Here is a 25,412-nt window from a genome sequence, read left to right on the forward strand (position 1 = left end):
TGCGCAAGTAGAAAGAGCCCCGCCCCACTGGCGGGGCTTTTTGCATCTATGGTTTCCTCATTGGCCACCGAGGAACACCGGCATGCATTCGGCATTGACGCTGCAAACGCCCCACCTGTCTGATTACCCGGAACTGGTTCAGGTCTGGGAAAGCTCGGTGCGCGCAACCCATGATTTTCTGCCAGACGCTTACATCCTGCTGCTGCGCGATCATGTGCTACGCAAGTACCTGGATGCCGTGATGCTGGTCTGCTGCAAGGACCGCCAGCGCATCTGCGGCTTTGCCGGTGTCGCCAATGGGCGTGTGGACATGCTGTTCGTGGCACCGGAATACCGCGGCCGAGGCGTGGGCAAGCGCTTGCTGCGTTATGCCATCAGCGAACTGAACGCCCAGTACCTGGACGTCAACGAACAGAACCCCCAAGCCTTGGGCTTCTACCGGCACGAGGGCTTCGAGGTGATCGGGCGCTCGGAAACGGATGGCCTGGGGCAGCCCTATCCATTGCTTCATATGAAGCTTATTCGTACAGCGTCCTAAGACTTTGTCGCAGGATGCCGTGCAATACTTCCGAATTGGCGGATTTGGCACAGATTCCCGTCATCAGCCCCCCATGGACAGGTACAATGCAAGACTTTCCCTGCCTTGCGAATTGCCCGCCATGTCCGAACCCGTCCGCCTGTCCAAACGCCTCATCGAGCAGCTCGGTTGCTCACGCCGGGAGGCAGAGCTGTACATCGAAGGAGGCTGGGTCACGGTCGATGGCGTGGTAGTCGAGCAGCCTCAGTTCAAGGTTGACCAGCAAGCGGTCGAGCTGTTGCCGGGCGCCAATGCCGAGGCGCTTGACCCGGTTACCCTGCTGCTCAACCAGCCTGCCGGTGTCGATATGGATACGGCCCGCGCCAGCATCAACATGGCCAGCCTCAGCGAAACGCATCGCGAAGGCGTGCGGCCGCTGCACGGGCACTTCACCCGCCTGACCTGTTCGGCCCCCCTGGAGCGCGGAGCCAGTGGCCTGCAGGTGTTCACCCAGGATTGGCGGGTTACCCGCAAGATCGAAGCCGACCTGCGTCGCCTGGAACAGGAATACATCATCGAAGTGCGCGGCGAGACTACGCCACAGGCGCTGGAGCGCCTGGCGCGCGGCGCGACGCGCAATGATCGGGAACTGCCCAAGGCCAAGGCCAGCTGGCAGAACGAGACCCACCTGCGCCTGGCCCTGAAAAATCCACAGCCTGGGCAAATCTCCGAGATCTGCGCCTACCTGCGCCTGGAAATCCTCAGCATGCGCCGTATTCGCCTGGGTGGTGTCTCCATGGGCAAGCTGCCAGTGGGCAACTGGCGTTACCTGGCCGGCACTGAACGTTTCTAAGCAATGCGCCACGCCCTGGCGTGGCATTTGAACAGGATTTTGCAGCAATGAACCACAACGATGTACTGCGCAGCCTGCGCTACATGCTCAAGGTGAACGACGCCAAGATGGCCGAGATCATCGCGCTCTCGGGCCTGGAGGTTAATCCGCTGGTGCTCGCCACCTACCTGAAGAAAGAGGACGAGGCCGGGTTTGTGCGTTGCCCCGAACGGGTCATGGCGCACTTTCTCGACGGGTTGGTCTTCTATCGCCGCGGCAAGGACGACAGCCGTCCGCCACAGCCCGTTGAGCTGCCGGTGACCAACAACACCATCCTCAAGAAGCTGCGCGTAGCCTTCGAGCTCAAGGAAGACGACCTGCATGCGATCCTCAAGTCGGTCAACTTCCCGGTTTCCAAGCCCGAACTCAGCGCACTGTTCCGCAAGGTGGGCCATGACAACTATCGGCCTTGCGGCGACCAGTTGCTGCGCAACTTCCTCAAGGGCCTGACCCTGCGCGTACGCGGCTGACTCGCGATGCACCATACGGTTTCGCCTGTTGGCATCGTGCGCTCCTGCTTCAAGGAGAAATTCGCCATCCCACGGCAGCCACAGCTGGCGCCGGCTGCACGTGGGATACTTGAGTTGCTGCCACCGTTCGACCAAGGCGAGGCCGTGGCGGGCCTGGAGCAGGTCAGCCATGTGTGGCTGTTGTTCCTGTTCCATCAGGCCCTGGAAGACAAGCCACGCCTCAAGGTGCGCCCACCCCGCTTGGGCGGCAACAAGAGCATGGGCGTGTTCGCCACGCGAGCGACCCACCGGCCCAATGGCATCGGCCAGTCGGTGGTACGCCTGGAGGGGGTGGAACCGGGGCGGCTGCTACTGTCCGGCATCGATCTGCTCGATGGCACGCCGGTGCTGGATATCAAACCGTATGTTCCCTATGCCGACAGCATCGCCGGGGCGAGCAACCTGATGGCCAGCGATGCGCCTGCCGCGATCGCCGTGCAATGGGGCGACAGTGCCCTGCCCCAGGCCCGCGAACACGCCCTGCGCCTGGGCGAGCCACTGGTGGAGCTGATCGAGCAGTGCCTGGCACAGGACCCTCGACCGGCCTATCAGGTGCCAGTACCGGAGCGGGTGTATGGGGTGAAGTTCTGGGATGTGCAGGTCAGGTGGCACTACCCGCAGCCGGAAGTGATTCGGGTGCTTGAGGTCGTTGGGGAAAACTGAAGGGACTGGCAGCCTCAGGCGCACAGGCTTAATGGCCTTGTCAGGGCTGCTGCGCAGCCCATCGCCGGCAAGCCGGCTCCCACAGGGACCGCGCAGTCATTGAAGCCTGGGCTGTACCTGTGGGGGCCGGCTTGCCGGGGGTGGGCCGTAAAGCGCTTGGCTGACTGGCATCAGGCCAAGCTTGCTACCGGTCGATTACTTCTCGACGAAGGCACGTTCGATCAGGTAGTCACCCGGCTCACGCATGCGCGGGGAGATCTTCAGGCCGAAGCTGTCGAGGACTTCGCTGGTCTCGTCGAGCATGCTCGGGCTACCACAGATCATCGCGCGGTCGTCCTGCGGGTTGATCGGTGGCAGGCCAATGTCGCTGAACAGCTTGCCGCTGCGCATCAGGTCGGTCAGACGGCCCTGGTTCTCGAACGGCTCGCGGGTCACGGTCGGGTAGTAGATCAGCTTGTCACGCACCGCTTCACCGAAGAACTCGTTCTGCGGCAGGTGTTCGGTGATGAACTCGCGATAGGCCACTTCATTCACGTAACGCACACCGTGCACCAGGATCACTTTCTCGAAGCGCTCGTAGGTTTCCGGGTCCTGAATGACGCTCATGAACGGCGCCAGGCCAGTGCCGGTGCTCAGCAGGTACAGATGCTTGCCCGGGTTGAGGTCGTCGAGGACCAGCGTGCCGGTAGGCTTCTTGCTGATGATGATCTCGTCGCCTTCCTTCAGGTGCTGCAGCTGGGAGGTCAGCGGACCGTCCGGCACCTTGATGCTGAAAAATTCCAGATGCTCTTCCCAGTTGGGCGAAGCGATGGAGTAGGCGCGCATGAGCGGACGGCCGCTGTCCTGCTGCAGGCCGATCATCACGAACTGACCGTTCTCGAAGCGCAGGCCCGGGTCGCGGGTGCACTTGAAGCTGAACAGAGTGTCGTTCCAGTGATGCACACTGAGGACACGTTCGTGGTTCATGTTGCTCATCGATGGGGCTCCTGAAGAAAACGCAGCGCGCAAAGCGCACAGTTGCGCGATAGTTTAGGGGCAGCGACAATATCTGTTAACTGAATTATCAAGATATGTGTTATCGGTTATATAGATATGCGATTCACACTTCGTCAGCTACAGGTATTCGTCGCCGTGGCCCAGCATCAGAGCGTCTCTCGAGCCGCCAGCGTGCTGGCCCTGTCGCAGTCGGCTGCCAGCACGTCCATCACTGAACTGGAGCGGCAATCGAGCTGCCAGTTGTTCGACCGTGCAGGTAAACGCTTGGCCCTCAATGCCTTGGGCCATCAGTTGCTGCCGCAAGCGGTTGCGCTGCTCGACCAGGCCAAGGAGATCGAAGACCTGCTCAACGGCAAGTCCGGTTTTGGCTCACTGGCAGTCGGCGCCACACTGACCATTGGCAACTACCTGGCCACCTTGCTGATCGGCAGCTTCATGCAGGTACACCCGGAAAGCCAGGTCAAACTGCACGTGCAGAACACCGCCCATATCGTGCACCAGGTTGCACAATACGAAATTGATCTGGGTCTGATCGAAGGCGACTGCAGCCATCCAGACCTGGAGGTGCAGCCTTGGGTGGAGGACGAACTGGTGGTGTTCTGCGCGCCGCAACACCGGCTGGCCGAGGTGGGCCATGCAGATATCGAAAGCCTGTCCCAGGAAGCCTGGATCCTGCGTGAGCAGGGTTCTGGGACACGACTGACGTTCGACCAGGCCATGCGCCATCATCGCGCCAACCTGAACATCCGCCTGGAGCTGGAGCACACCGAAGCGATCAAACGCGCCGTGGAATCAGGCCTGGGCATTGGCTGCATATCGCGCCTGGCACTGCGCGATGCCTTCCGGCGTGGCAGCCTGGTGCCGGTTGAAACCCCGGAGCTGGACCTGATGCGCCAGTTCTATTTCATCTGGCACAAGCAAAAATACCAGACCTCGGCCATGCGCGAGTTTCTCGAGTTATGCCGTAACTTCACCGCAGGCTTCACCCGCAGTGACGAAATTGTTCTGCCGCCGATCGCTTAGAGCAGGATAACGCCCCAGACCAACGCCACCATCGTCAACGCTACGAGTTGCGCAGCACTGCCCATGTCCTTGGCGTTTTTCGAAAGCGGGTGGCGCTCCAGCGAAATACGGTCAATGGCCGCCTCTACCGCCGAGTTGAACAGTTCGACGATCAGCCCGAGGAGGCACACCGCAATCATGATGGCCCGCTCTGCGCGGCTTACCGGCAGCCAAAAGGCAATCGGGATCAGCAGCACATTGAGCAGTACCAGTTGACGGAAAGCAGCCTCGCCTTTGAAGGCGGCGCGCAGGCCGTCCAGCGAATAGCCGGCGGCATTGAAGATACGTTTGAGGCCGGTCTGGCCTTTGAATGGCGACATGTGCGTCACTTCACCGATGAAAGGCCAGCAGACTAGTCCAAAACGAGTCAAAAAAGCGTGAAGCTGCAAGCAGTTAGCTGCTTGCAACAGATTCAAGTTGTTGCAGCAGCAAGGCCGCCTGGGTTCGCGTGCGCACGCCCAGCTTGCGAAAGATCGCTGTCACATGAGCCTTGATGGTCGCTTCCGACACATTCAGCTCGTAGGCGATCTGTTTGTTAAGCAAGCCTTCACAGACCATGGTCAGCACGCGAAACTGCTGTGGCGTAAGGCTGGCCAGGCCTTCGCTGGCGGCTTTGGCCTCGGCCGACACATCGACCCTTTCGAATGCCTGAGGCGGCCACCAAACGTCGCCATCGAGCACCTTTCTCACTGCATCCTGAATCACTTCCAGCCCACTGGACTTTGGAATGAAGCCACTGGCCCCGAACTCACGGGACTTGACTACCACGGCAGCCTCCTCCTGGGCCGAGACCATCACCACCGGGATCTGAGGGTACTGGCCACGGAGCAGGACCAGCCCGGAGAAACCATAGGCACCCGGCATGTTCAGGTCCAGCAGGACCAGATCCCAGTCGGCTTTTTCGCTCAGTCGGCTTTCCAGCTCGGCGATGCTCGCCACCTCGACCAGGCGCACATCCGCACCCAGGCCGAGGGTGACGGCCTGGCGCAGAGCGCTACGAAACAGTGGGTGGTCATCGGCAATCAGGATTTCGTACATGGCCATCGATCTAAGGATCCTGTTCTGTGCCAGGCGCAGCGGCGGAATGATAGCGCCCGGCGGGGAATCGGCGCCAAGGTGCCGAGCACAACCGGGCGGGTCAAACCACTCGCCCCGGCGCCTCGCTTCATCCTGGCCGCCAGCCCCGTCATTATGAACCAAAGTGGGGCTTGTGCCCCTTGGACTATAGGAAGGTATGCAAACGCTGGTGGGTAGCGTCCTGCTCATCCAGTGGCAGACGACGCTTGCCACTGAGGTAGTGCAGGCTGAACACATCCAGGTACGCATCCAGGGCTTGGGAAGCCTGGTGGTCACCCGCAAGGTCCAAGCACATGGCAGCCACTTCCGCAGTGCAGAAATGATCATCGCGCTTGGAGCGGCGCAAGCGATAGCGCGACATCTGCTCAGCTTGCAGGCTGAGCACCGGGAAGCGGTCAAGATAAGGGCTCTTGCGGAACATTTTGCGGGCTTCGGTCCAGGTAGCGTCCAGCAGGATGAACAAAGGCCGCTTGCCCGGCACACGAACTACCTCGCTGACCACCCGCTCCTGGGCGACGAATTCCCCGGGGAAGACGATGTACGGCTGCCACTGGGGGTCTGCCAGCAGGGTCAACAATCGTTCGTCCACCGCCGTGCGCAACCAGCCGAAGGCAGAGGTCTCTTCGATGACGTCGGCGATCAGCCAGCCGGTGTTGGTGGGCTTCAGTGGCTCGGTATCATGCATCAACAGGCATACACCCGAGTCGGCCTGCACCTTTGGCTTCCAGGCACATAGACAATGGGTGGCGATAACCCGACAGTCAGGGCAACGTTCGGCACGTGAGCCACGAGCAATGAACGGCTTGATGCTGCGGGCCAGCCGTTCGGCGCGCAGGCGCGCTACCGCATGGCTCATGCTGGCAAGCCTCGGAACAGGTTGTGACTGGACACTGCGATAACTCGATGAAAACAAAGCGCCATTCTATCAGAGCGGGCGTCATTTGCCGTGCAGCTGGACGGGCTGGTCCTTTATAATCGGCGTTTGGTGGCCGCGAGCCTACCCGCGATACTGCGGGTTTCATGGAACACCAGCCGTCTGCGCATGTCGAAGCGCCAGTCACCGAACCAGGAGAGATTCATGCTGCGTCTTATCGTCCCGACCCTGAGCCTGTTGCTCACCCTGCCACTGGCAGCCCAGGGGGCCTCCAAGCAGGAGTTCGAGCTGAACAAGCTGCTGGAAAAGGTCGCCAAGCAAAGCAGCGTCGGCACCCCAAGGGCCATCAACGAAGATATCCTCGACCAGGGCTATACCGTTGAAGGCAGAGCACTGGTCAATCACCTGAGCGTACGCGCCGAGCACGCCGCACGCATGCAGGAAAAACCCGCCGAGGTGCGTAGCCAATTGGGTGACAGCGTCTGCCGCAATAGCGGCTACCGCAACCTGATGTCCAAAGGCGCCGTGATGGTCTATCGCTTCACCGTCTACAAGACCAACGAACCTGTCATGGACCAGGCCTTCGACGCTGCCAGCTGCACTGCCGGCAACAAGAAGAAGTGATCAACTGACCCGCTCATCCTCCGCGCGCTGCGGCTCTTCGTCGGCGCGCATCTCTGCCAAAAGCGCCTGCAGATAGGGTGATTGGCATTCCAACGCAGCCAACCGCCGCAAGCACTCCGCTTCCAGGCTCACATGATGGACCTGGGCCGCATGTTCCAGCTGCTGATACAGCTGCCGGTCTACCTCGATGACCAAGCGATGCATACCGCCACCTCCTGCATCGACACGTTTCGCTTCTCCAGTTAACCAAACCCTTGCCATCAATGGCCGCGTGCCGACGAGTGGCCGCAGCGATAGTGCCTGCACGAAGTGGCGCAAGGGTCTAGATTGATAGCGAAGCGCACAAAAACGACAAGATGAATGACGCACTGCATCAGGGCCTTGAAGGCCTACTGCAATGCTCGGGACGCACACTCGAGCAAGAGCAGCCAGCGACGCACGTAGTGTCGCGGCCGAGCCCAGCCATCAGCTCGGTCAGAGGTTTTGCTGCAGAAGGAGACGTTGAATGCCTTACCAACCCAATGAGTATCTGTTCAATCACTTCAGGGACAGTGGTATCGACCTGAGCAAGCTAGACGAACAACTGCAATTGGTCGCACCGGACAGCCCCAACCTGCCACTGTACCGGGACATGATGCTGACCATCTTGCGCATGGCCCACGACGACACCGATCGCTGGAGTGCCAAGATCACCTTGCAGGCCCTTCGCGAACTGGACCACTCCTTCCGCAGCCTGCAACGCTACAAGGGCCGGCGCAAGGTCACGGTTTTTGGCTCGGCGCGCACACCGCTGGAACACCCGATGTATGCCTTGGCCCGGGAACTGGGCGCGACACTGGCCCGCTCCGACCTGATGGTCATTACCGGCGCAGGTGGCGGCATCATGGCCGCTGCGCATGAAGGCGCGGGTAGCGACCACAGCCTGGGTTTCAACATCACCCTCCCTTTCGAACAACACGCCAACCCTACAGTGGACGGCACTGACAAGCTGCTGCCCTTCCACTTTTTCTTCATTCGCAAGCTGTTCTTCGTCAAGGAAGCGGACGCCCTGGTCCTTTGCCCCGGAGGTTTCGGCACGCTCGACGAAGCACTGGAAGTACTGACACTGATTCAGACTGGCAAAAGCCCACTGGTACCGGTGGTGCTGCTGGATTCACCAGGTGGCAGCTTCTGGCAAGACTGCCTGGACTTCATCAGCAGGCAACTGGAAGAAAACCGCTACATCCTACCCAGTGACCTCAAGCTGCTACGCCTGGTGCACAGTGCCGACGAGGCGGTGGAGGAGATCAACCAGTTCTACAGCAACTACCACTCCAGCCGTTGGCTGAAGAACCAGTTCGTGATCCGCATGCATCATCGGCTCAGCGACGCAGCACTGCATGAAATTCAGGAAGCCTTCGCCGATTTACGGCTCAGCGGTAAGTACTACCAACATGCCGACAGTGGCGCAGAGCATGAAGTAGGCAACTACAACCACCTGACCCGCCTGACCTTTGCCTTCAATGGGCGCAACCAAGGGCGCCTGCGTGAGCTGGTGGATTTCATCAATCTGTCGGAGAACTGGGCCAAGCCCCAGCCGATGCATACTACACAGCGGGCAAGGGAGGCGCTGAAGGTCAGCTGAGTACGCCTGCCTGCGATGTGGCTGTTAGATCAATAGTCGTCCAAGTCTCGGCCGCTGAGCAGGCGGCCGATCATGTCCATGGGAAACCCACGGTAAGCGAGAAATCGGGTCTGCTGGGCGCGGCTGCGGGGATCCTGCGGACGTTGACCGGCATATTTGCGCTGCCAGGCATCCTGTAACCGCTCTGCCCAGTTCACACCACAGTCACGCAGTGCCTGGTCGACATCGCCACGGTTCAGGCCACGCTGGCCGAGTTCCTCGCGAATACGCGCTGGACCATAGCCGGCATTGGAACGGTACCTGATGAAGCTTTCGAGGTAGCGAGCCTCGCTGAGCAGCCCTTCTTCGGCAAGCCGATCGAGCGCTGGCTCGATCAACTCATCCGTAGCGCCGCGCTGACGCAGTTTACGCGTCAGCTCGACGCGACCATGCTCGCGGCGCGCAAGCAGGTCCATGGCTGTCCGCCGAACGGCGACGGGGGTGTCGAGTACGACGGACATGATCAGGCCAAGCAGCTATCAATAACCGGCGTCGGCATCAGCCACGTCGTCGGCGTTGGCATCGGCTGCAGCAGCCTTGCCCGCTTCGGCAACGACACCCGCCTTGAGCAGCTTCTCACGAATCTGCTTCTCGATCTCGGCGCCAATGGCCGGGTTCTCTTGCAGGTACTTGGCCGCGTTAGCCTTGCCTTGGCCGATCTTGTTGCCTTGGTAGGCATACCAGGCCCCCGACTTCTCGACCAACCCTTGGGAAACACCCAGGTCGATGATTTCGCCGTTACGGTAGATACCCTTACCGTAAAGAATCTGGAATTCAGCCTGACGGAACGGCGGCGAGACCTTGTTCTTGACGATCTTGACGCGGGTTTCGCTGCCGACGACTTCGTCGCCTTCCTTGACTGCGCCAGTACGGCGGATGTCGAGGCGCACCGAGGCATAGAACTTCAGGGCATTACCACCGGTGGTGGTTTCGGGGCTACCGAACATCACACCGATCTTCATACGGATCTGGTTGATGAAGATGACCAAGCAGTTGGCATTCTTGATATTACCGGTGATCTTACGCAGCGCCTGGGACATCAGACGGGCCTGGAGGCCAACGTGCATGTCACCCATCTCGCCTTCGATTTCCGCTTTGGGTACCAGGGCGGCCACGGAGTCGACGATGATTACGTCAACGGCGTTGGAACGCACCAGCATGTCGGTGATTTCCAGCGCCTGCTCACCGGTATCCGGCTGCGAAACCAGCAGGTCATCGACGTTTACGCCCAGCTTGCCGGCGTACTCAGGGTCCAGCGCGTGCTCGGCGTCGACGAAGGCACAGGTGGCGCCGCTTTTCTGGGCTTCGGCGATGACCGACAGGGTGAGCGTGGTTTTACCCGAAGACTCCGGGCCATAAATCTCGACGATACGGCCTTTTGGCAGGCCGCCGATGCCCAGGGCGATGTCCAGGCCCAGGGAGCCGGTGGAGATGGCCGGAATGCCAGTGCGCTCGTGATCGCCCATGCGCATGACTGCGCCCTTGCCGAATTGGCGTTCGATCTGACCCAGGGCCGCAGCCAAGGCGCGCTTCTTGTTGTCGTCCATTGAAATCCTCACGTGTTCGACTTGGCCCTGATGGCCGGAATACCTGTATAAGTAGCCAGTATTATTCCACAGGGAAGCGCTTGAGCAAACCCCTGTCGTCGATTTACTCGGCACCAAGCTGTAACAAGCCGTCTAACGCGGCGATCACCGTCTGTCGGCGCACTGCTTCACGGTCGCCGTCGAAGTGGCGACGCTCACTGATCACATGACTGCCATCGGCCCATGCCAGCCACACGGTACCAACGGGTTTGGCCGGCGAGCCACCATCGGGCCCGGCCACACCACTCACCGCCACGGCGAAACGCGCACCGCTGGCCGCTTGGGCGCCGCGCACCATGGCTTCGACCACTTCCTGACTGACTGCACCTACCTGGGCGAACAAATGTTCAGGGACCCCAAGCTGGCGGGTCTTCTGAGCGTTGGAGTAGGTGACATAGCCAGCCTCGAACCAGGCGGAGCTGCCAGGTACGCGGGTGATAGCTTCGGCGATACCACCGCCGGTGCAGGATTCGGCGGTGGTGACCTGGGCGCTGAAACGGCGCAGGTGCTCGCCCAGCCGGGCGGAGAGAACGGTAATCGGGTCCATGTGCAGTTCCTGGAAGAGAGGCAGAGCCACACCCTAGCATTTGAGGTGGCTGATCGGGACAGGCATTGCTTTACCCAAGCGCACACTTTCGCATGCACATCCTTCATTCACTCATCGCTCGACGCGTTTTCACGCAAGCCCAGCCGCCTGATCGCCCAGCACTCATAAAGGCGCATGGCAACATCGGCGCCACCTACCGCGGTCAGGCAACCAAATGCGCTGGCCGCCCAGATCGACAGGCCGCCGGCATAGAGCAACATCACCGTCGAAACGCCGCAGACGATACAGGCGCCGGAGCGCAGCGCCAGTCGTCGCAGCAGCGACCAACCGGTGGCGCCCGCCTTGTCGGCCCGCCACATTTCGCCGCTGAGGCCGCCCAGCGATGCCAGGACGATCACCAGCCAGAGCGGCATCTCCAGTAACACTTGGTGCTCGTTCGTCACTGCCCTGTCTCCCGTGTGATGCCCACCGGCATCCGCGCTGCCGGCGTAATAAAGGTCTAGCCCGACCTGAGACACAATCTATGCGTACATGCATATGCAGTCAATGCATTTATTCATTGAAAAGTAAGCTCGGCTTTGCTGATACGCATGAAGGTCTCTGCTCATCAGGCCTGTAGGACTGTTCACCAGGCGAAAAAAAACCCGCCAAAGCGGGTTTTTCTGAAAAAACGCCTGGTCAGCGGGCGTACATGCCCCACCAGAACACATGACCGAGCAAGCTGATCTGCTCCTCCTGCAACTGCAGGAAGCTGTAGTCTTCATCAGGGTGTTCGTCGCGATTGAAGCTGCGCAGGCGGATACCCGTGGGCAACCGATAAACCTGCTTCACGCGCAATTGGCCATTGTGGTTGATGGCGTAGAGATCGCCATCGATGATGTCACCGATCGAGCACTTGCCGGTATTGACACCGACCGTCGCCCCATCTCGCAGCACCGGTAGCATGCTGTTGCCGCGCACGGTCACGCACTTGGCCTGGTCGAACTGCACGCCGTTATGGCGCAGGCTGCGCTTGCCGAAGCGCAGGCGAGCGCGCTCGCTTTCCTCGATGACGAATCTTCCTGATCCTGCTGCCAACTCGACCTCACGGAGAAAGGGTACTGACACCTCGTCGTCCTCGACGGGCGTTTCATCATCCCACAGGCTGATGTCACTGAGGTCAGCATGGCCGTGTGCGGGCACGGCGGCTTCGCGTGAGGCGCCAAGTTCCGCGCGGCCGCGCAGCTGTTCAGTGCTGACGCCGAAATAGTCGGCAATTTTCGACACGTGCTTGTCCGAGGGATCGACGATCTTCTCGCTGAGGATCCGCGACAAGGTGGACTGAGGCACGCCCGTGCGCCGATGCAGCTCTGTAGGGGACAAGCCGTGGCGGGCGAGCAGTTCTCTGAGTACGGTAGCTACATTGCGTTTTTGCATAGCGTGCATAATGCAGCGCCGCCGCAGGAAATGCAATCGATGCAGCCGGGTGCAAAGGCGCTCGCCCGCCGCCTGCATCTCGGCCGAAAAGCCTGTACCATTGCCGGTTTCACAATCGCCAACCAGATACCCGCTGTAAGGCCCTGAATGTCTGATCTTTCCGCACACACCCCGATGATGCAGCAGTACTGGAAGCTGAAAAACCAGCACCCGGACCAGCTGATGTTCTACCGCATGGGCGACTTTTACGAAATCTTCTATGAAGATGCGAAAAAAGCCGCAAAACTGCTGGATATCACCCTGACCGCGCGCGGTCAGTCTGCCGGCCAGTCGATCCCCATGTGCGGAATTCCGTTCCACTCGCTGGAAGGCTACCTGGCCAAGCTGGTCAAGCTCGGCGAGTCGGTGGTGATCTGCGAGCAGATCGGTGACCCCGCCACCAGCAAGGGCCCGGTGGAGCGTCAGGTGGTGCGCATCATCACCCCAGGCACCGTCAGCGACGAAGCGTTGCTCGATGAGCGCCGCGACAACCTGATTGCCGCACTGCTGGGGGACGAGCGCCTGTTTGGCCTGGCAGTGCTGGATATCACCAGCGGCAACTTCAGCGTGCAAGAGATCAAAGGCTGGGAAAACCTGCTGGCCGAGCTTGAACGCATCAACCCTGTCGAGCTGCTGATCCCCGACGACTGGCCCCGCGACCTGCCGGCCGAGAAACGTCCGGGCGCACGCCGACGTGCCCCTTGGGACTTCGACCGCGACTCGGCACGCAAGGCGCTGTGCCAGCAGTTCGCAACCAAAGACCTCAAGGGCTTTGGTTGCGACAAGCTGACCCTGGCCATCGGCGCCGCCGGCTGCCTGCTGACCTACGCCAAGGAAACCCAGCGCACCGCCCTGCCCCACCTGCGCAGCTTGCGCCATGAGCGCCTGGACGACACCGTGATCCTCGACGGGGCCAGCCGTCGCAACCTGGAACTGGACATCAACCTGGCAGGCGGCCGCGACAATACCTTGCAGTCGGTGATCGACCGCTGCCAGACCGCAATGGCCAGCCGGCTGCTGACCCGTTGGCTGAACCGGCCGCTTCGCGACCTCAAGGTCTTGCAGGCGCGCCAGGATTCGATTCGCTGCCTGCTCGATGGCTACCGCTTCGAAAAACTGCAGCCCCAGCTCAAGGAAATTGGCGATATCGAGCGGATCCTCGCCCGTATCGGCCTGCGCAATGCCCGCCCGCGGGATCTGGCACGCTTGCGTGATGCCCTCGGCGCCCTGCCCGAACTGCAGAACGCCATGGCCGAGCTGGAAGCCCCACACCTGGCGCGCCTGGCGGCCATCACCGGCACCTACCCGGAACTGGCCAGCCTGCTGGAGCGGGCGATCATCGACAACCCGCCAGCGGTTATCCGCGACGGCGGCGTACTCAAGGCCGGCTACGACAACGAGCTGGACGATCTGCTGGCGATCAGCGAAAACGCCGGCCAGTTCCTGATAGACCTCGAAGCCCGCGAGAAGGCCCGCACCGGGCTTGCCAACCTGAAAGTCGGCTACAACCGGGTGCACGGCTACTTCATCGAATTGCCGACCAAGCAAGCCGAACAGGCCCCGGGCGACTACATTCGTCGCCAGACCCTCAAAGGGGCCGAGCGCTTCATCACGCCGGAGCTCAAAGCGTTCGAGGACAAGGCGCTGTCGGCCAAGAGCCGTGCCCTGGCCCGCGAGAAGATGCTGTACGACGCGTTGCTCGAGACACTCATCAGCCACCTCGCACCGCTGCAGGACAGCGCTGCGGCGCTGGCCGAGCTGGACGTGCTGAGCAACCTGGCCGAGCGGGCGCTGAACCTGGACCTGAACTGCCCGCGTTTCGTCGAAGAACCTTGCCTGCGCATCGAGCAGGGGCGCCACCCAGTGGTCGAACAGGTACTGACCACGCCGTTCGTAGCCAACGACCTGGGCCTGGACAACAGCACTCGGATGCTGATCATCACCGGCCCGAACATGGGTGGTAAATCCACCTACATGCGCCAGACCGCACTGATCGTGCTGATGGCGCACATCGGTAGTTTCGTTCCGGCGGCCAGCTGCGAACTGTCGCTGGTCGATCGCATCTTCACCCGTATCGGCTCCAGCGACGACCTGGCAGGAGGCCGCTCGACGTTCATGGTCGAGATGAGCGAAACCGCCAACATTCTGCACAACGCCACTGATCGCAGCCTGGTATTGATGGACGAGGTCGGCCGTGGCACCAGCACCTTCGACGGCTTGTCGCTGGCTTGGGCGGCTGCCGAGCGCCTGGCGCAGCTGCGTGCGTACACGCTGTTCGCCACGCACTACTTCGAGTTGACCGTCCTGCCGGAAAGCGAACCGCTGGTGGCCAACGTCCACCTGAACGCTACCGAACACAACGAGCGCATCGTGTTCCTGCACCACGTGCTGCCTGGCCCCGCCAGCCAGAGCTACGGCCTGGCCGTGGCGCAACTGGCGGGCGTGCCGTCGCCGGTCATCCAGCGTGCGCGCGAACACCTTGGGCGGCTGGAGACCAGCAGCCTGCCCCACGAACAACCCGTGTCGAAAAAAGCCAAGGGCGAGCCACAAGCACCGCACCAGAGCGACCTGTTCGCCAGCCTGCCACACCCGGCCATCGAGAAGCTGGGCAAGCTGGACCTGGACGACATGACCCCGCGTCAAGCTATCGAAATGCTATATCAACTAAAGAACCTGTTATAACGGCGTCCACTACAAGCTGGTAGAATCCGCCGCGGTTTGCTGGTGCTGCAGTTTATTAGCCTGGCCTGCAGCCACATGCCCGTAAACCGCGCGGCCCTGAGAGGAAGGGCCGCCGCCGTTGCCTGAGGAGAGAACTAGAAATGACCTTCGTCGTCACCGACAACTGCATCAAATGCAAATACACCGACTGCGTGGAAGTCTGTCCGGTGGACTGCTTCTACGAAGGCCCGAACTTCCTGGTCATTCACCCGGACGAGTGCATCGACTGTGCACTGTGCGAGCCTGAATGCCCGGCCCAGGCCATCTTCTCGGAAGACGAAGTGCCTGCGGGCATGGAGAACTTCCTTGAGCTCAATGCCGAGCTGGCGGAGATCTGGCCGAACATCACTGAGCGTAAGGATGCCCTGCCTGACGCCGAAGAGTGGGATGGCAAGCCCGGCAAGATCGCCGATCTGGAGCGTTAATCGCCCGGATACGAAAAAGGCCCGCAACGGGCCTTTTTTCATTTTCTGCGGGCGAAAAAAAGGGGCGGTTTGACCCGCCCACATTTTTTTCCGTAGTCCCTGCTTGTCCTGAACATCGTCCTGATGAATCGCGTCTTGCGATGTCCTTGGCGCTCTTCCTGAACGCCTGTGCATGTCCGTGTGCACAGTTCGAATACTAACGACTTCTGGAGGCCAGGCAACCGCGAACCCTCACAAGACATTGCCGTGGACACATTTCCACATATCCAAAAAGTTCAATTATTTCAGCGGCTTGAGAAAAAATCGGATCTGGAAACGACAATGATTTACTGGCTGTTACGTGTATGGCTTACACAACAAGTAAGCAAAGGCTTACACGCAGTGCATCAGGGGTAGCAAGTTACATATTCCTCGTACTCAGCTAACGGCCGGCCGCCATGGCCTGCGCACCAAACGAAAACGCCCCGAGGTCATCGGGGCGTTTTGCATACTGGCATTGAATGCTTACTGGAACAGTGACTCACTGGACAAGCCATTCTTCTCCAGGATCTCACGCAGGCGCTTGAGGCCCTCTACCTGGATCTGCCGCACCCGCTCACGGGTAAGGCCGATTTCGAGGCCTACATCCTCCAAGGTGCTGCTCTCGTGCCCCCGTAGACCAAAACGGCGTACCACCACCTCGCGCTGCTTGTCGGTGAGCTCGCCCAGCCACTGATCGATGCTCTGAGACAGGTCGTCATCCTGCAGCAGTTCGCACGGGTCGGTCGGCCGATCGTCGGTGAGTGTATCGAGCAGGGTCTTGTCCGAATCTGGCCCGAGCGAAACATCCACCGACGATACCCGCTCGTTAAGACCAAGCATGCGCTTGACCTCGGCAACGGGCTTTTCCAGCAGGGTGGCAATCTCTTCGGGGGAAGGCTCGTGGTCGAGCTTTTGGGTCAACTCCCGCGCGGCACGCAGGTAGACGTTGAGCTCCTTGACGACATGGATCGGCAGGCGAATGGTGCGGGTCTGGTTCATGATCGCCCGCTCGATGGTCTGGCGGATCCACCACGTCGCGTAGGTCGAGAAACGGAAACCGCGCTCTGGGTCGAACTTCTCGACTGCTCGAATCAACCCCAGGTTGCCCTCCTCGATCAGGTCAAGCAAGGACAGGCCGCGATTCACGTAACGGCGGGCGATTTTCACGACCAGGCGCAGGTTGCTTTCGATCATGCGCTTGCGCCCGGCTGGGTCGCCCTTCTGCGACAAGCGCGCGAAGTGCACTTCCTCTTCCGGCGAAAGCAGAGGCGAGAAACCAATCTCGTTGAGATACAACTGGGTGGCATCGAGCGCCCGGCTGTAATCGATATATTTATGCTGCTTGAGCGTAGAGCCTGATTTAGCCTTGGTCCGAACCGACGGTACAGCAGGTTCGTCTGACACCACATCCGTTTCCAAAACGATGCCCGTCTCCATCAGGAGCACGTCATCGTCGATGTCAAACTCCGGCGCTTCTTTATTGAGAGCCATTGTTATAGTCCTTTGCTGAGTTCGAACTCAGACTCGAGCGGCGCCTGCATCCCTGGCATCGCTGGAGCCTCTCCCCTCTACCTCAGAGGAACAGGCCGGGAACAACAATCAACGACGTGGCAGGAACTGGAGTGGATCGACGGGTTTGCCCTGGCGGCGAATCTCGAAATGCAGCTTCACCCGATCAGTGCCCGTGGACCCCATTTCAGCAATCGACTGCCCTGCCTTGACCTGCTGCCCCTCCCGAACCAACAGCCTGCGGTTGTGACCGTAGGCACTGACGTAGGTATCGCTGTGCTTGATGATGATCAGTTCGCCGTAGCCCCGCAAGCCACTCCCGGCGTAGACCACCGCACCATCAGACGCAGCAAAAACAGGCTGTCCCAAATCACCGGCGATATCAATGCCTTTATTCAAACTACCGTTTGAAGCGAATTTTCCAATCAGCACGCCATTTGCAGGCCAGGTCCAACCGCCCACCGCGCGCTCTGCGGCGGGCACCGTGGTAACCACCGGAGTAGGCGTGGTTCGCGTTGTTGGCGTCGTTTTCCCGCCGCTGGCGGGGGTCGTGATAGGTTGTCCAACAGGCCGACGAATGACCGTCGTCTTGCTCGAAGAAGAGGGGCTGGACACCACTGTGGTACTGCCGGTAGCGCCGCTGCTGAAGCGGATCGCCTGACCTGGCCGGATGGTGTAAGGCGCAGAGATGCCATTGCGGGCTGCGAGCTCCTTGTAGTCCCAGCCGTAGCGAAAGGCAATGGAGAACAACGTATCGCCAGGCTTGACCACATACTGCCCCGAGGTCACCGTCGGCCGATTGGGCGCCGCATTGCTGCGATCGACCACGCGTGCGCCGCCTGAGCCGGTGCTTGAGCAACCAGTCAGCAGGGCGCCCATGGCCAGTGCAATCACCAGAAGCTTGAAACTCAACCAATCCCTGCGCTGCCGAATGACTGTGTGCCCCACCCGCGCTCCCCTCATGGTGCCGAAAATCGAAAATACGCAAAGAAATGCAATAATGTTGCAATTATAACCGAGTGCGACTGTATTGGCAGGCTCGGCCACAGGCTCGGTAAAGAGCCGGGATGCCCCGCCAGATAGACAGGGCAATGCGGCAAGAATTCGTCGCCAGCACAAATATTCCCTGCAGCTCAGGCCACCGGGCCATTGAGCAACGGTACGAAGCGCACGGCGCCCAGTACACGGCGGGAGAAGCCTTGCTCCTCACGCACGATCAGCATCAGCTGCTGGACTTCGCCAGCAGGGCCTACCGGGATGACCATTCGCCCCCCGGGAGCCAGCTGGTCGAGCAGTGCCTGTGGCACTTCAGGCGCCACGGCGGTAACGATGATGCCGTTGTAGGGGGCCAGCGCCTGCCAGCCGTCGCACCCATCCCCCCAACGGAACACCACGTTGCGCAGGTTCAGTTCGACCAGGCGTTCTTTGGCACGGTCCTGCAGCACCTTGATGCGCTCTACCGAAAATACCCGCTCCACCAATTGGGCAAGGATGGCCGTCTGGTAACCGGACCCGGTTCCGATCTCCAGCACCTTGTCCAGCGGCCCGGCCTCCAGTAGCAGCTCACTCATGTGTGCAACCATGAAAGGCTGGGAGATGGTCTGATTGTGCCCGATCGGCAGCGCAGTATCTTCGTAGGCACGATGGGCCAGGGCCTCATCGACGAACAGATGGCGCGGCGTACGGCGGATGGCATCGAGCACCTTGGGGTTCGATACGCCCTCTTCGCACAGGCGCTGGATCAGCCGCTCGCGGGTACGCTGGGAAGTCATACCGATACCCCGGCGCTGCAGATCGTCCTGTTCGCGCATCAGAGCACGCCCTCCAGCCAACCATGAAGCTGCTCGAAAGCATCGTTGAAGGTGCGGTCCAGTTGCAGCGGGGTGATCGACACATAACCTTGCATCACCGCGTGGAAGTCGGTACCCGGCCCACCGTCTTCGGCATCACCGGCCACGGCAATCCAGTAACCTTCCTTGCCACGCGGGTTGACCACCTTGGTCGGTGCCGCCGCCCGCGCCCGGTGACCGAGACGGGTAACCTGTATGCCACGGATGTGTTCCAGCGGCAGGTTGGGAATATTGACATTGAGGACCGTACGCGGCGGCAGTTCCAGGCGTGACTGCGCCTCGACCAGGCGGCGGGCGATGAACGCGGCGCTCGGCAGATTGTCGGGCAGACGCGACAGTAATGAAAATGCCAACGAGGTACCGCCGAGGAAGCGCCCCTCCAGCGCGGCCGCGACCGTGCCGGAATAGATCACGTCGTCACCCAGATTGGCACCGAGGTTGATCCCCGATACCACCATGTCCGGTGTTTCCGGCAACAGGCCATTGAGCCCCAGGTGCACGCAATCGGTAGGCGTGCCATTGAGGCTGATGAAGCCGTTGGCCAGGGTTTGCGGGTGCAACGGCCTGTCCAGCGTCAGCGAACTGCCGGCGCCGCTCTTGTCTTGGTCCGGGGCGATCACCACGCACTCGGCATAATCCACCAGCGCACCGTGTAGCGCGGCGAGGCCAGGTGCCGTAACACCGTCGTCATTCGAAATCAGAATACGCATGGGCTGTCCGTCTGCCCTGCCGGCACCAGATCGACAAGTTCGCGCACCACCACGGTGGCGAAGCATCCGGCCGGAAGGACGAATTCCAGTTGCAGGTTATCAGGCTCCGGATAATGCCACGTAAGGCCGCCAATAGGGAGCCGCAGGATGCGCCGTTCGTGACTCATGCCTGCATTGGCCAGCCATTGGCACAGCGCTGCATGCTGCTCGCCTATCGCCGTCTCCAGTGCCAAGGCCGCGCCGGCCGCAGGAGACGGGCCTTCGCCCCACATTGGCCCGGTAGGATGCAGGTCCAGAATGGCCAAGCGAGGATCTGAACATTCCAGTTCACCCGCCGAAAAAAAACTACGGCTATCGGTGAATGCCAGCAGATCACCGACTTGGGCCTGCTGCCAGCTACCGTCAGCAACACGGGCGGCCAGGACCTGGTTGAACAGGTAGCTGCGGGCAGCCGAGAGCAACCGCGAACGCACGTTGCGCTGCTCGGGCAGGGCTTTGCGGGCCGCCCAGTGCTGGGCATCCTGAACGTTGCCGCCGCCATGCCCGAAACGCTGGCCGCCGAAGTAATTCGGCACACCCTGCTGCTTAAGCGTCTGCAGGCGGGCATCAAGGGCAGCATGATCAGCCGCCAGCGCCCTGAGGCGCAGGGTGAAGCCATTGGCCGAATGGGCGCCGCGCTGCAGTTTACGCTGGTGACGCACCTGTTTGAGCACGCGCAGGGTGGCATCTTCGGCACGCGACAGGTCAGGGTCTGCCTTGCCCGGCAGGTGCAGGCTGAACCACTGGCGCGTCAGGGCCTGGCGGTCCTTGAGGCCGGCATAGCTGATCGAGCGCACCGGCACGCCTGCGGCTCGCGCCAGGCGGCGGGCAGCTTCTTCGGTGTTGAGGTCACGCTTCTCCACCCACAGCCATAGGTGCTCCCCTTGGCCAGAGAGCGGGATGTCAAGCACCTCGTCGACCTGGAAATCTTCGGCCACAGCCTTGAGTATCGCGGTGCCCAGGGGTTGGCCCGATGCGCGCGGGCCCAGCAGTTCCATTTCGGTCATGCTGGCAGCAGCAGGGCGACCGCGTGCACGGCAATACCCTCCTCGCGGCCAGTGAAGCCCAGTTTTTCGGTGGTGGTAGCCTTGACGTTGACCTGGTCGAGCTCGACCTGCAGGTCCTCGGCGATCCGTTGCCGCATGGTTTCGATATGCGGGGCCATTTTCGGCGCCTGGGCAACGATGGTGGTGTCGACATTACCGACTTTCCAGCCTTTGGCCTGGACGATGCCGACCACATGGCGCAGCAGCGCACGGCTGTCGGCACCCTTGAATTGGGGATCGGTATCGGGGAAGTGCTTGCCGATGTCACCCAGCCCCGCCGCGCCAAGCAAGGCATCGCTCAGTGCATGCAGCAGCACGTCACCGTCGGAATGGGCCAGGAGGCCGTATTTGTGGGGGATACGCACCCCACCCAGGGTAATGAAATCACCGTCGCAAAAACGGTGCACATCGTAGCCGTGGCCAATACGCATAGAAAAACGCCCTGATTGAGTCAGGGCGTGATTCTACCTGCATTTGCAGCTGCAAGCTGCAAGCTACGAGCCGCAAGCCAAAAGCAGGCGCTGCGCCAACCGCACTGCCTTGCAGCTTGCAGCTTGCAGCTTGAAGCTTGAAGCTTGCCCCCCTACCCCCGCCCAAGTGCCACGGCGTGATGGCGCAGATGCTCATCAATGAAGCTGGCGATGAAGTAATAGCTATGGTCATAGCCAGGTTGCAGCCGCAGGTCCAAGGCATGCCCCCCTTTGCGGGCCGCCTGCTCCAACGCTTCAGGCTTGAGCTGCTTGGCCAGGAAGTCGTCACGATCGCCTTGATCGACCAGCAATGGTGGGCATTGGCCCGCTGGCGTCTCGGCAAGCAGCACACTGGCATCCCACTCACGCCAGCGCGCCCGGTCTTCCCCCAGGTAACGGCTGAACGCCTTTTCACCCCAAGGGCAATCCATCGGATTGCTGATCGGAGAAAACGCCGATACCGAACGATAGCGCCCCGGGTTGCGCAGGGCGCAGACCAGCGCGCCGTGCCCACCCATGGAGTGGCCACTGATGCTGCGCTGATCCGAGGCCGGGAAGTGCGCTTCGATCAGCTCTGGCAGCTCCTTGACCACATAATCGTGCATGCGGTAGTGCTGCGCCCAAGGCTGCTGGGTGGCGTTGAGGTAAAAGCCGGCGCCCAGGCCGAAGTCCCAGGCACCGTCAGGGTCGCCTGGCACCTGCTCGCCACGCGGGCTGGTATCGGGCGCGACGATGATCAGGCCAAGCTCAGCGGCCAGGCGCTGGGCGCCGGCCTTCTGCATGAAGTTCTCGTCGGTGCACGTCAGGCCGCTGAGCCAGTACAGCACGGGCAGCTTTTCGCCCTGTTCGGCCTGCGGCGGCAGGTAAACGGCGAACACCATGTCGCAACCCAGCACCTTGGAGTGATGCCGGTAACGCTTGTGCCAGCCGCCGAAGCTTTTCTGGCAGGAGATGTTATCCAGGCTCATGGCTCACCTCAGAAGTGGATCACGCTGCGGATGCTCTTGCCTTCATGCATCAGGTCGAACGCCTTGTTGATATCCTCCAGGCCCATGGTATGGGTGATGAAGGTATCCAGCGGAATCTCGCCCTTCTCGGCCATTTCCACGTAGCTTGGCAGTTCGGTACGGCCGCGTACGCCACCGAAAGCAGACCCGCGCCAGACGCGACCGGTCACCAACTGGAACGGGCGAGTAGCGATTTCCTGGCCAGCGCCGGCAACGCCGATGATCACCGACTCACCCCAACCCTTGTGGCAGCATTCCAGGGCCGCGCGCATCAGTTGCACGTTGCCGATACATTCGAACGAAAAGTCCACGCCACCATCGGTAAGGTCGACGATCACTTCCTGGATCGGGCGATCGTACTCTTTCGGGTTGATGCAGTCGGTGGCACCCAGCTGGCGAGCGATCTCGAACTTGGCTGGGTTGATGTCGATGGCGATGATGCGCGAGGCCTTGGCCTTGACCGCACCGATGATCGCTGAAAGGCCGATGCCGCCCAGGCCGAAGACGGCGACGGTGTCACCGGGTTTGACCTTGGCAGTGTTCAGCACCGCACCGATGCCGGTGGTGACGCCGCAACCTAGCAGGCAGACCTTTTCCAGCGGCGCTTCCTTCTGGATCTTGGCGACGGAAATTTCCGGCAGCACGGTGTACTCGGAGAAGGTCGAGGTGCCCATGTAGTGGAACAGCTGCTGGCCCTTGTACGAGAAACGGGTGGTGCCGTCCGGCATCAGTCCTTTGCCCTGGGTGGCCCGTATGGCCTGGCACAGGTTGGTCTTGCCCGAGCGGCAGAATTTGCACTGACCACACTCAGGGGTATACAGCGGGATCACGTGATCGCCGACCGCCACGGAGGTGACACCCTCACCTACCGCCTCGACGATCGCGCCACCTTCATGACCCAGAATCGACGGGAAGATACCTTCTGGGTCGGCACCCGACAGGGTATAGGCATCGGTGTGGCAAACGCCGCTGGCGACCACGCGCAGGAGCACTTCGCCAGCCTTGGGCATGGCCACGTCCACCTCGACGATTTCCAGCGGTTTTTTAGCCTCGAAGGCTACAGCGGCACGGGACTTGATCATCAACGTTCTCCAGACAAAGGGTCAGTTCAGGCAGGCAGTGTAATTCAGCTTGTTTTGATGAATAATCGTGGCCAAGACAAAACATTATTGCTGTATAGGGACAATCCATGACCAGCCGCTGGGAGGGCATCGATGAATTCGTAGCGGTGGCCGAATTGGGCCAATTCACGGCTGCAGCCGAACGCATGGGCGTATCGTCGTCGCATATAAGCCGGCAAATCGCCCGCCTGGAGGAGCGCCTGCAAACGCGCCTGCTGTATCGCAGTACGCGCCGCGTGACCCTGAGTGAAGCCGGGCAGACATTCCTGCAACATTGCCAACGCCTGCAGGATGGCCGTGAAGAAGCGCTGCGTGCCGTAGGCGATCTGGCCAGCGAACCCAAGGGGCTACTGCGCATGACCTGCGCGGTGGCTTATGGCGAGCGCTTCATCGTGCCGCTGGTGACGCGCTTCATGACGCTGTATCCACAGTTGCGGGTCGAGGTGGAGTTGAGCAACCGCACGCTGGACCTGCTGCACGAAGGCATGGACCTGGCGATTCGTCTGGGGCGGCTTGCCGATTCAAGGTTGGTGGCGACGCGCCTGGCGCCTCGGCGCATGTATCTGTGCGCTTCACCCGCCTACCTTGAACGCTACGGCCGTCCGCACAGCCTTTCGGAACTGGCCCGGCACAACTGCCTGGTGGGCAGCTCGGACCTGTGGGCGCTGCAACAGGACGGCCGCGAGATCAGCCAGCGGGTGCAGGGCAACTGGCGGTGCAACAGTGGCCAGGCGGTGCTGGATGCCGCTTTGCTGGGGATGGGGCTGTGCCAGTTGCCGGATTACTACGTGCTGGAACACCTCAACAGCGGCGCGCTGGTGTCGTTACTGGAGGCGCATCAGCCGCCCAATACGGCGGTGTGGGCGCTGTATCCGCAGCAGCGCCACCTGTCGCCCAAGGTCCGGCGGCTGGTGGACTATCTCAAGGAAGGGTTAGCGGGGATGCCGGAGTACCGAACGGTCTGACAGTTTGCCGGGGCCGCTTTTCGGCCCCGGTAACCTCAACGCCGCCCTGCCCACCGCTGGCGGAGCCACTCCAGGTCTTCCGGGCGGGTCACCTTGATGTTGTCGCTGCGCCCCTCGACCAGCCGCGGCGCCTGGCCGGACCACTCGATGGCCGAAGCTTCATCGGTGACCACCCCATCGGACACCAGGCACTCGGCCAACGCCCGGTGCAAAGCACCAAGGCGGAACATCTGAGGCGTGAAGGCCTGCCAGATGGTACTGCGATCCACGGTCGCACTGACCCGGCCATCGACATCGGCGCGCTTTAGCGTGTCACGCGCTGGCACCGCCAGCAGCCCGCCAACAGGGTCATCCGCCAACTGCGACAACAGACGGTCAAGATCGGTACGTGCCAGGTTTGGCCGCGCCGCATCGTGCACCAGCACCCAGTCAGTGTCCGGCACACCTTGGGCATGCAACAGCAACAACGCGTTGAGCACCGAGTCGGCACGCTCATGCCCACCTGGCGCACGCTGGATGCGAGGATCGCTGGCGCAGCGCAAGCCAGGCCAGTAAGGATCATCTGCAGCAATGCTGACCACCACGCCCTTGAGCGTCGGATGGCCAAGAAAACAGTCGAGGCTATGCTCGAGAACGGTCTGCCCGCCCAATTGCAAATACTGCTTCGGGCGGTCGGCAGCCATGCGGGCACCTACACCCGCAGCAGGAATCACGGCCCAGAAGGCCGGTAGGGTTTCGATCATTTTTGCGGCAGCTGGAAGAGGGTTTCACCCTCTTTGACCATCCCCAGTTCGTGACGAGCCCGTTCTTCAACGGTCTCCATACCTTTTTTCAATTCCAGGACCTCGGCATAGAGCACGCGATTACGCTCCAGCAGCCGCTCGTTTTCGGCATGCTGCTCGTCGATCTGCTGCTTGAGCTCAGCCACTTGCGCCAGGCTTCCGTTACCCACCCACAGGCGGTACTGCAGGCCACCAAGCAGCAGGAGCAGGACAAGGAACAACCAATAGGGACTGCGCATCAAGGTATCCAGGTTAAAAAGACCGCCGCGAAAAGGCAGACC

30 protein-coding genes are annotated in these 25,412 nt (G+C 61.2%); 10 read left to right on the forward strand and 20 right to left on the reverse strand.

The features are described 5' to 3' along the window. The first annotated feature begins 82 nt into the window (after nucleotides 1–82). The 4 genes from ABRP30_RS21750 to tsaA all read left to right on the forward strand — a co-directional run bounded on the left by ABRP30_RS21750 (nucleotide 83) and on the right by tsaA (nucleotide 2,581). Entirely contained in the window at nucleotides 83–538 is a 456-nt protein-coding gene (locus tag ABRP30_RS21750; RefSeq protein ID WP_241805960.1) for a GNAT family N-acetyltransferase, read from the forward strand. A 121-nt stretch (nucleotides 539–659) separates the two neighbouring features. Beyond that, nucleotides 660–1,370 carry an rRNA pseudouridine synthase gene (locus ABRP30_RS21755; protein ID WP_349974729.1) on the forward strand — a complete coding sequence of 237 codons (711 nt, stop codon included), beginning with the start codon at nucleotides 660–662 and terminating at the stop codon, nucleotides 1,368–1,370. A 47-nt stretch (nucleotides 1,371–1,417) separates the two neighbouring features. After that, nucleotides 1,418–1,879 carry a DUF1456 family protein gene (locus ABRP30_RS21760; RefSeq protein WP_241805958.1) on the forward strand — a complete coding sequence of 154 codons (462 nt, stop codon included), beginning with the start codon at nucleotides 1,418–1,420 and terminating at the stop codon, nucleotides 1,877–1,879. 6 nt (nucleotides 1,880–1,885) lie between these two features. Further along, nucleotides 1,886–2,581 (forward strand): tRNA (N6-threonylcarbamoyladenosine(37)-N6)-methyltransferase TrmO, encoded by a 696-nt coding sequence (gene tsaA, locus ABRP30_RS21765; protein WP_349974730.1) that lies wholly within the window; start codon nucleotides 1,886–1,888, stop codon nucleotides 2,579–2,581. Nucleotides 2,582–2,776: 195 nt separating this feature from the next. On the opposite strand, the gene fpr is transcribed toward tsaA, so the two are convergent. Continuing rightward, on the reverse strand, nucleotides 2,777–3,556 hold the full coding sequence (gene fpr / locus ABRP30_RS21770) for a ferredoxin-NADP reductase (protein WP_012315841.1): 780 nt from the start codon (nucleotides 3,554–3,556) through the stop codon (nucleotides 2,777–2,779). 117 nt (nucleotides 3,557–3,673) lie between these two features. Here fpr and finR point away from each other — a divergent pair, with 117 nt between their 5' ends. Next, the gene (gene finR / locus ABRP30_RS21775; RefSeq protein WP_241805956.1) at nucleotides 3,674–4,600 is read left to right on the forward strand and encodes a LysR family transcriptional regulator FinR; all 927 of its coding nucleotides are present in this window, start codon (nucleotides 3,674–3,676) and stop codon (nucleotides 4,598–4,600) included. Here finR and ABRP30_RS21780 read toward each other — a convergent pair. The 3 genes from ABRP30_RS21780 to ABRP30_RS21790 all read right to left on the reverse strand — a co-directional run bounded on the left by ABRP30_RS21780 (nucleotide 4,597) and on the right by ABRP30_RS21790 (nucleotide 6,572). Then, nucleotides 4,597–4,959 (reverse strand): diacylglycerol kinase, encoded by a 363-nt coding sequence (locus ABRP30_RS21780; protein ID WP_008094698.1) that lies wholly within the window; start codon nucleotides 4,957–4,959, stop codon nucleotides 4,597–4,599. The genes finR and ABRP30_RS21780 overlap by 4 nt on opposite strands. A 73-nt stretch (nucleotides 4,960–5,032) precedes the next feature. Beyond that, on the reverse strand, nucleotides 5,033–5,683 hold the full coding sequence (gene erdR, locus ABRP30_RS21785; protein WP_012315844.1) for a response regulator transcription factor ErdR: 651 nt from the start codon (nucleotides 5,681–5,683) through the stop codon (nucleotides 5,033–5,035). A gap of 178 nt (nucleotides 5,684–5,861) precedes the next feature. After that, entirely contained in the window at nucleotides 5,862–6,572 is a 711-nt protein-coding gene (locus ABRP30_RS21790; RefSeq protein WP_267818177.1) for a tRNA-uridine aminocarboxypropyltransferase, read from the reverse strand. 222 nt (nucleotides 6,573–6,794) lie between these two features. On the opposite strand from ABRP30_RS21790, the gene ABRP30_RS21795 reads away from it, so the two are divergent. Continuing rightward, nucleotides 6,795–7,214, forward strand: a complete 420-nt coding sequence (locus ABRP30_RS21795) for a quorum-sensing-regulated virulence factor family protein (protein WP_267818178.1) — start codon at nucleotides 6,795–6,797, stop codon at nucleotides 7,212–7,214. Here ABRP30_RS21795 and ABRP30_RS21800 read toward each other — a convergent pair whose 3' ends face one another. After that, nucleotides 7,215–7,418, reverse strand: a complete 204-nt coding sequence (locus ABRP30_RS21800; protein ID WP_241805953.1) for a hypothetical protein — start codon at nucleotides 7,416–7,418, stop codon at nucleotides 7,215–7,217. A gap of 301 nt (nucleotides 7,419–7,719) precedes the next feature. On the opposite strand from ABRP30_RS21800, the gene ABRP30_RS21805 reads away from it, so the two are divergent. Further along, nucleotides 7,720–8,838 carry an LOG family protein gene (locus ABRP30_RS21805; RefSeq protein ID WP_349974731.1) on the forward strand — a complete coding sequence of 373 codons (1,119 nt, stop codon included), beginning with the start codon at nucleotides 7,720–7,722 and terminating at the stop codon, nucleotides 8,836–8,838. Between the two features lie 29 nt (nucleotides 8,839–8,867). Here the strand turns inward: ABRP30_RS21805 and recX are convergent, their stop codons facing one another. The 5 genes from recX to ABRP30_RS21830 all read right to left on the reverse strand — a co-directional run bounded on the left by recX (nucleotide 8,868) and on the right by ABRP30_RS21830 (nucleotide 12,435). Further along, nucleotides 8,868–9,338: a recombination regulator RecX gene (gene recX, locus ABRP30_RS21810; RefSeq protein WP_241805951.1), complete on the reverse strand. Its 471-nt coding sequence runs from the start codon at nucleotides 9,336–9,338 to the stop codon at nucleotides 8,868–8,870. 18 nt (nucleotides 9,339–9,356) lie between these two features. After that, nucleotides 9,357–10,424 (reverse strand): recombinase RecA, encoded by a 1,068-nt coding sequence (recA, locus tag ABRP30_RS21815; RefSeq protein ID WP_241805950.1) that lies wholly within the window; start codon nucleotides 10,422–10,424, stop codon nucleotides 9,357–9,359. Nucleotides 10,425–10,527: 103 nt separating this feature from the next. Then, nucleotides 10,528–11,010 carry a CinA family protein gene (locus tag ABRP30_RS21820; RefSeq protein ID WP_241805949.1) on the reverse strand — a complete coding sequence of 161 codons (483 nt, stop codon included), beginning with the start codon at nucleotides 11,008–11,010 and terminating at the stop codon, nucleotides 10,528–10,530. 107 nt (nucleotides 11,011–11,117) lie between these two features. After that, the gene (locus ABRP30_RS21825; protein WP_267818186.1) at nucleotides 11,118–11,453 is read right to left on the reverse strand and encodes a phage holin family protein; all 336 of its coding nucleotides are present in this window, start codon (nucleotides 11,451–11,453) and stop codon (nucleotides 11,118–11,120) included. A gap of 235 nt (nucleotides 11,454–11,688) precedes the next feature. Then, on the reverse strand, nucleotides 11,689–12,435 hold the full coding sequence (locus ABRP30_RS21830) for an XRE family transcriptional regulator (protein ID WP_267818188.1): 747 nt from the start codon (nucleotides 12,433–12,435) through the stop codon (nucleotides 11,689–11,691). A 138-nt stretch (nucleotides 12,436–12,573) separates the two neighbouring features. Here ABRP30_RS21830 and mutS point away from each other — a divergent pair, with 138 nt between their 5' ends. Both mutS and fdxA read left to right on the forward strand, forming a co-directional pair. Beyond that, nucleotides 12,574–15,147, forward strand: coding sequence for a DNA mismatch repair protein MutS (mutS, locus tag ABRP30_RS21835; RefSeq protein ID WP_241805932.1), 2,574 nt, complete (start codon nucleotides 12,574–12,576; stop codon nucleotides 15,145–15,147). A gap of 140 nt (nucleotides 15,148–15,287) precedes the next feature. After that, nucleotides 15,288–15,611, forward strand: coding sequence for a ferredoxin FdxA (gene fdxA, locus ABRP30_RS21840; RefSeq protein ID WP_012315871.1), 324 nt, complete (start codon nucleotides 15,288–15,290; stop codon nucleotides 15,609–15,611). Nucleotides 15,612–16,115: 504 nt separating this feature from the next. On the opposite strand, the gene rpoS is transcribed toward fdxA, so the two are convergent. The 8 genes from rpoS to ABRP30_RS21880 form a co-directional block, all read right to left on the reverse strand. Next, a complete protein-coding gene (rpoS, locus tag ABRP30_RS21845) occupies nucleotides 16,116–17,123 on the reverse strand; it encodes an RNA polymerase sigma factor RpoS (protein WP_241804432.1) in 1,008 nt (335 codons plus the stop codon). A gap of 108 nt (nucleotides 17,124–17,231) precedes the next feature. Further along, nucleotides 17,232–18,089: a peptidoglycan DD-metalloendopeptidase family protein gene (locus tag ABRP30_RS21850; protein WP_349974843.1), complete on the reverse strand. Its 858-nt coding sequence runs from the start codon at nucleotides 18,087–18,089 to the stop codon at nucleotides 17,232–17,234. 185 nt (nucleotides 18,090–18,274) lie between these two features. Continuing rightward, complete coding sequence (locus tag ABRP30_RS21855) at nucleotides 18,275–18,913, reverse strand: protein-L-isoaspartate(D-aspartate) O-methyltransferase (RefSeq protein WP_161872020.1); 639 nt, start codon at nucleotides 18,911–18,913, stop codon at nucleotides 18,275–18,277. A 38-nt stretch (nucleotides 18,914–18,951) separates the two neighbouring features. After that, nucleotides 18,952–19,701, reverse strand: coding sequence for a 5'/3'-nucleotidase SurE (gene surE / locus ABRP30_RS21860; RefSeq protein ID WP_012315875.1), 750 nt, complete (start codon nucleotides 19,699–19,701; stop codon nucleotides 18,952–18,954). Further along, nucleotides 19,689–20,747: a tRNA pseudouridine(13) synthase TruD gene (truD, locus tag ABRP30_RS21865; protein WP_349974732.1), complete on the reverse strand. Its 1,059-nt coding sequence runs from the start codon at nucleotides 20,745–20,747 to the stop codon at nucleotides 19,689–19,691. The genes surE and truD overlap by 13 nt, the downstream gene beginning before the upstream one ends. After that, complete coding sequence (gene ispF / locus ABRP30_RS21870; protein WP_349974733.1) at nucleotides 20,744–21,217, reverse strand: 2-C-methyl-D-erythritol 2,4-cyclodiphosphate synthase; 474 nt, start codon at nucleotides 21,215–21,217, stop codon at nucleotides 20,744–20,746. Before ispF ends, truD begins: the two co-directional genes overlap by 4 nt. A 152-nt stretch (nucleotides 21,218–21,369) precedes the next feature. Next, the gene (gene fghA, locus ABRP30_RS21875) at nucleotides 21,370–22,224 is read right to left on the reverse strand and encodes an S-formylglutathione hydrolase (RefSeq protein ID WP_349974734.1); all 855 of its coding nucleotides are present in this window, start codon (nucleotides 22,222–22,224) and stop codon (nucleotides 21,370–21,372) included. Between the two features lie 8 nt (nucleotides 22,225–22,232). After that, entirely contained in the window at nucleotides 22,233–23,345 is a 1,113-nt protein-coding gene (locus ABRP30_RS21880) for an S-(hydroxymethyl)glutathione dehydrogenase/class III alcohol dehydrogenase (RefSeq protein WP_241804428.1), read from the reverse strand. Between the two features lie 107 nt (nucleotides 23,346–23,452). Here ABRP30_RS21880 and ABRP30_RS21885 point away from each other — a divergent pair, with 107 nt between their 5' ends. After that, nucleotides 23,453–24,349 (forward strand): LysR substrate-binding domain-containing protein, encoded by an 897-nt coding sequence (locus tag ABRP30_RS21885; RefSeq protein ID WP_267818200.1) that lies wholly within the window; start codon nucleotides 23,453–23,455, stop codon nucleotides 24,347–24,349. Nucleotides 24,350–24,384: 35 nt separating this feature from the next. On the opposite strand, the gene ispD is transcribed toward ABRP30_RS21885, so the two are convergent. Next, the gene (gene ispD / locus ABRP30_RS21890) at nucleotides 24,385–25,092 is read right to left on the reverse strand and encodes a 2-C-methyl-D-erythritol 4-phosphate cytidylyltransferase (protein ID WP_349974735.1); all 708 of its coding nucleotides are present in this window, start codon (nucleotides 25,090–25,092) and stop codon (nucleotides 24,385–24,387) included. After that, entirely contained in the window at nucleotides 25,089–25,370 is a 282-nt protein-coding gene (ftsB, locus tag ABRP30_RS21895; protein WP_012315882.1) for a cell division protein FtsB, read from the reverse strand. Before ftsB ends, ispD begins: the two co-directional genes overlap by 4 nt. Nucleotides 25,371–25,412: the final 42 nt, after the last annotated feature.

Source organism: Pseudomonas sp. WHRI 8519 (assembly GCF_040224055.2).
Taxonomy (GTDB): domain Bacteria; phylum Pseudomonadota; class Gammaproteobacteria; order Pseudomonadales; family Pseudomonadaceae; genus Aquipseudomonas; species Aquipseudomonas putida_X.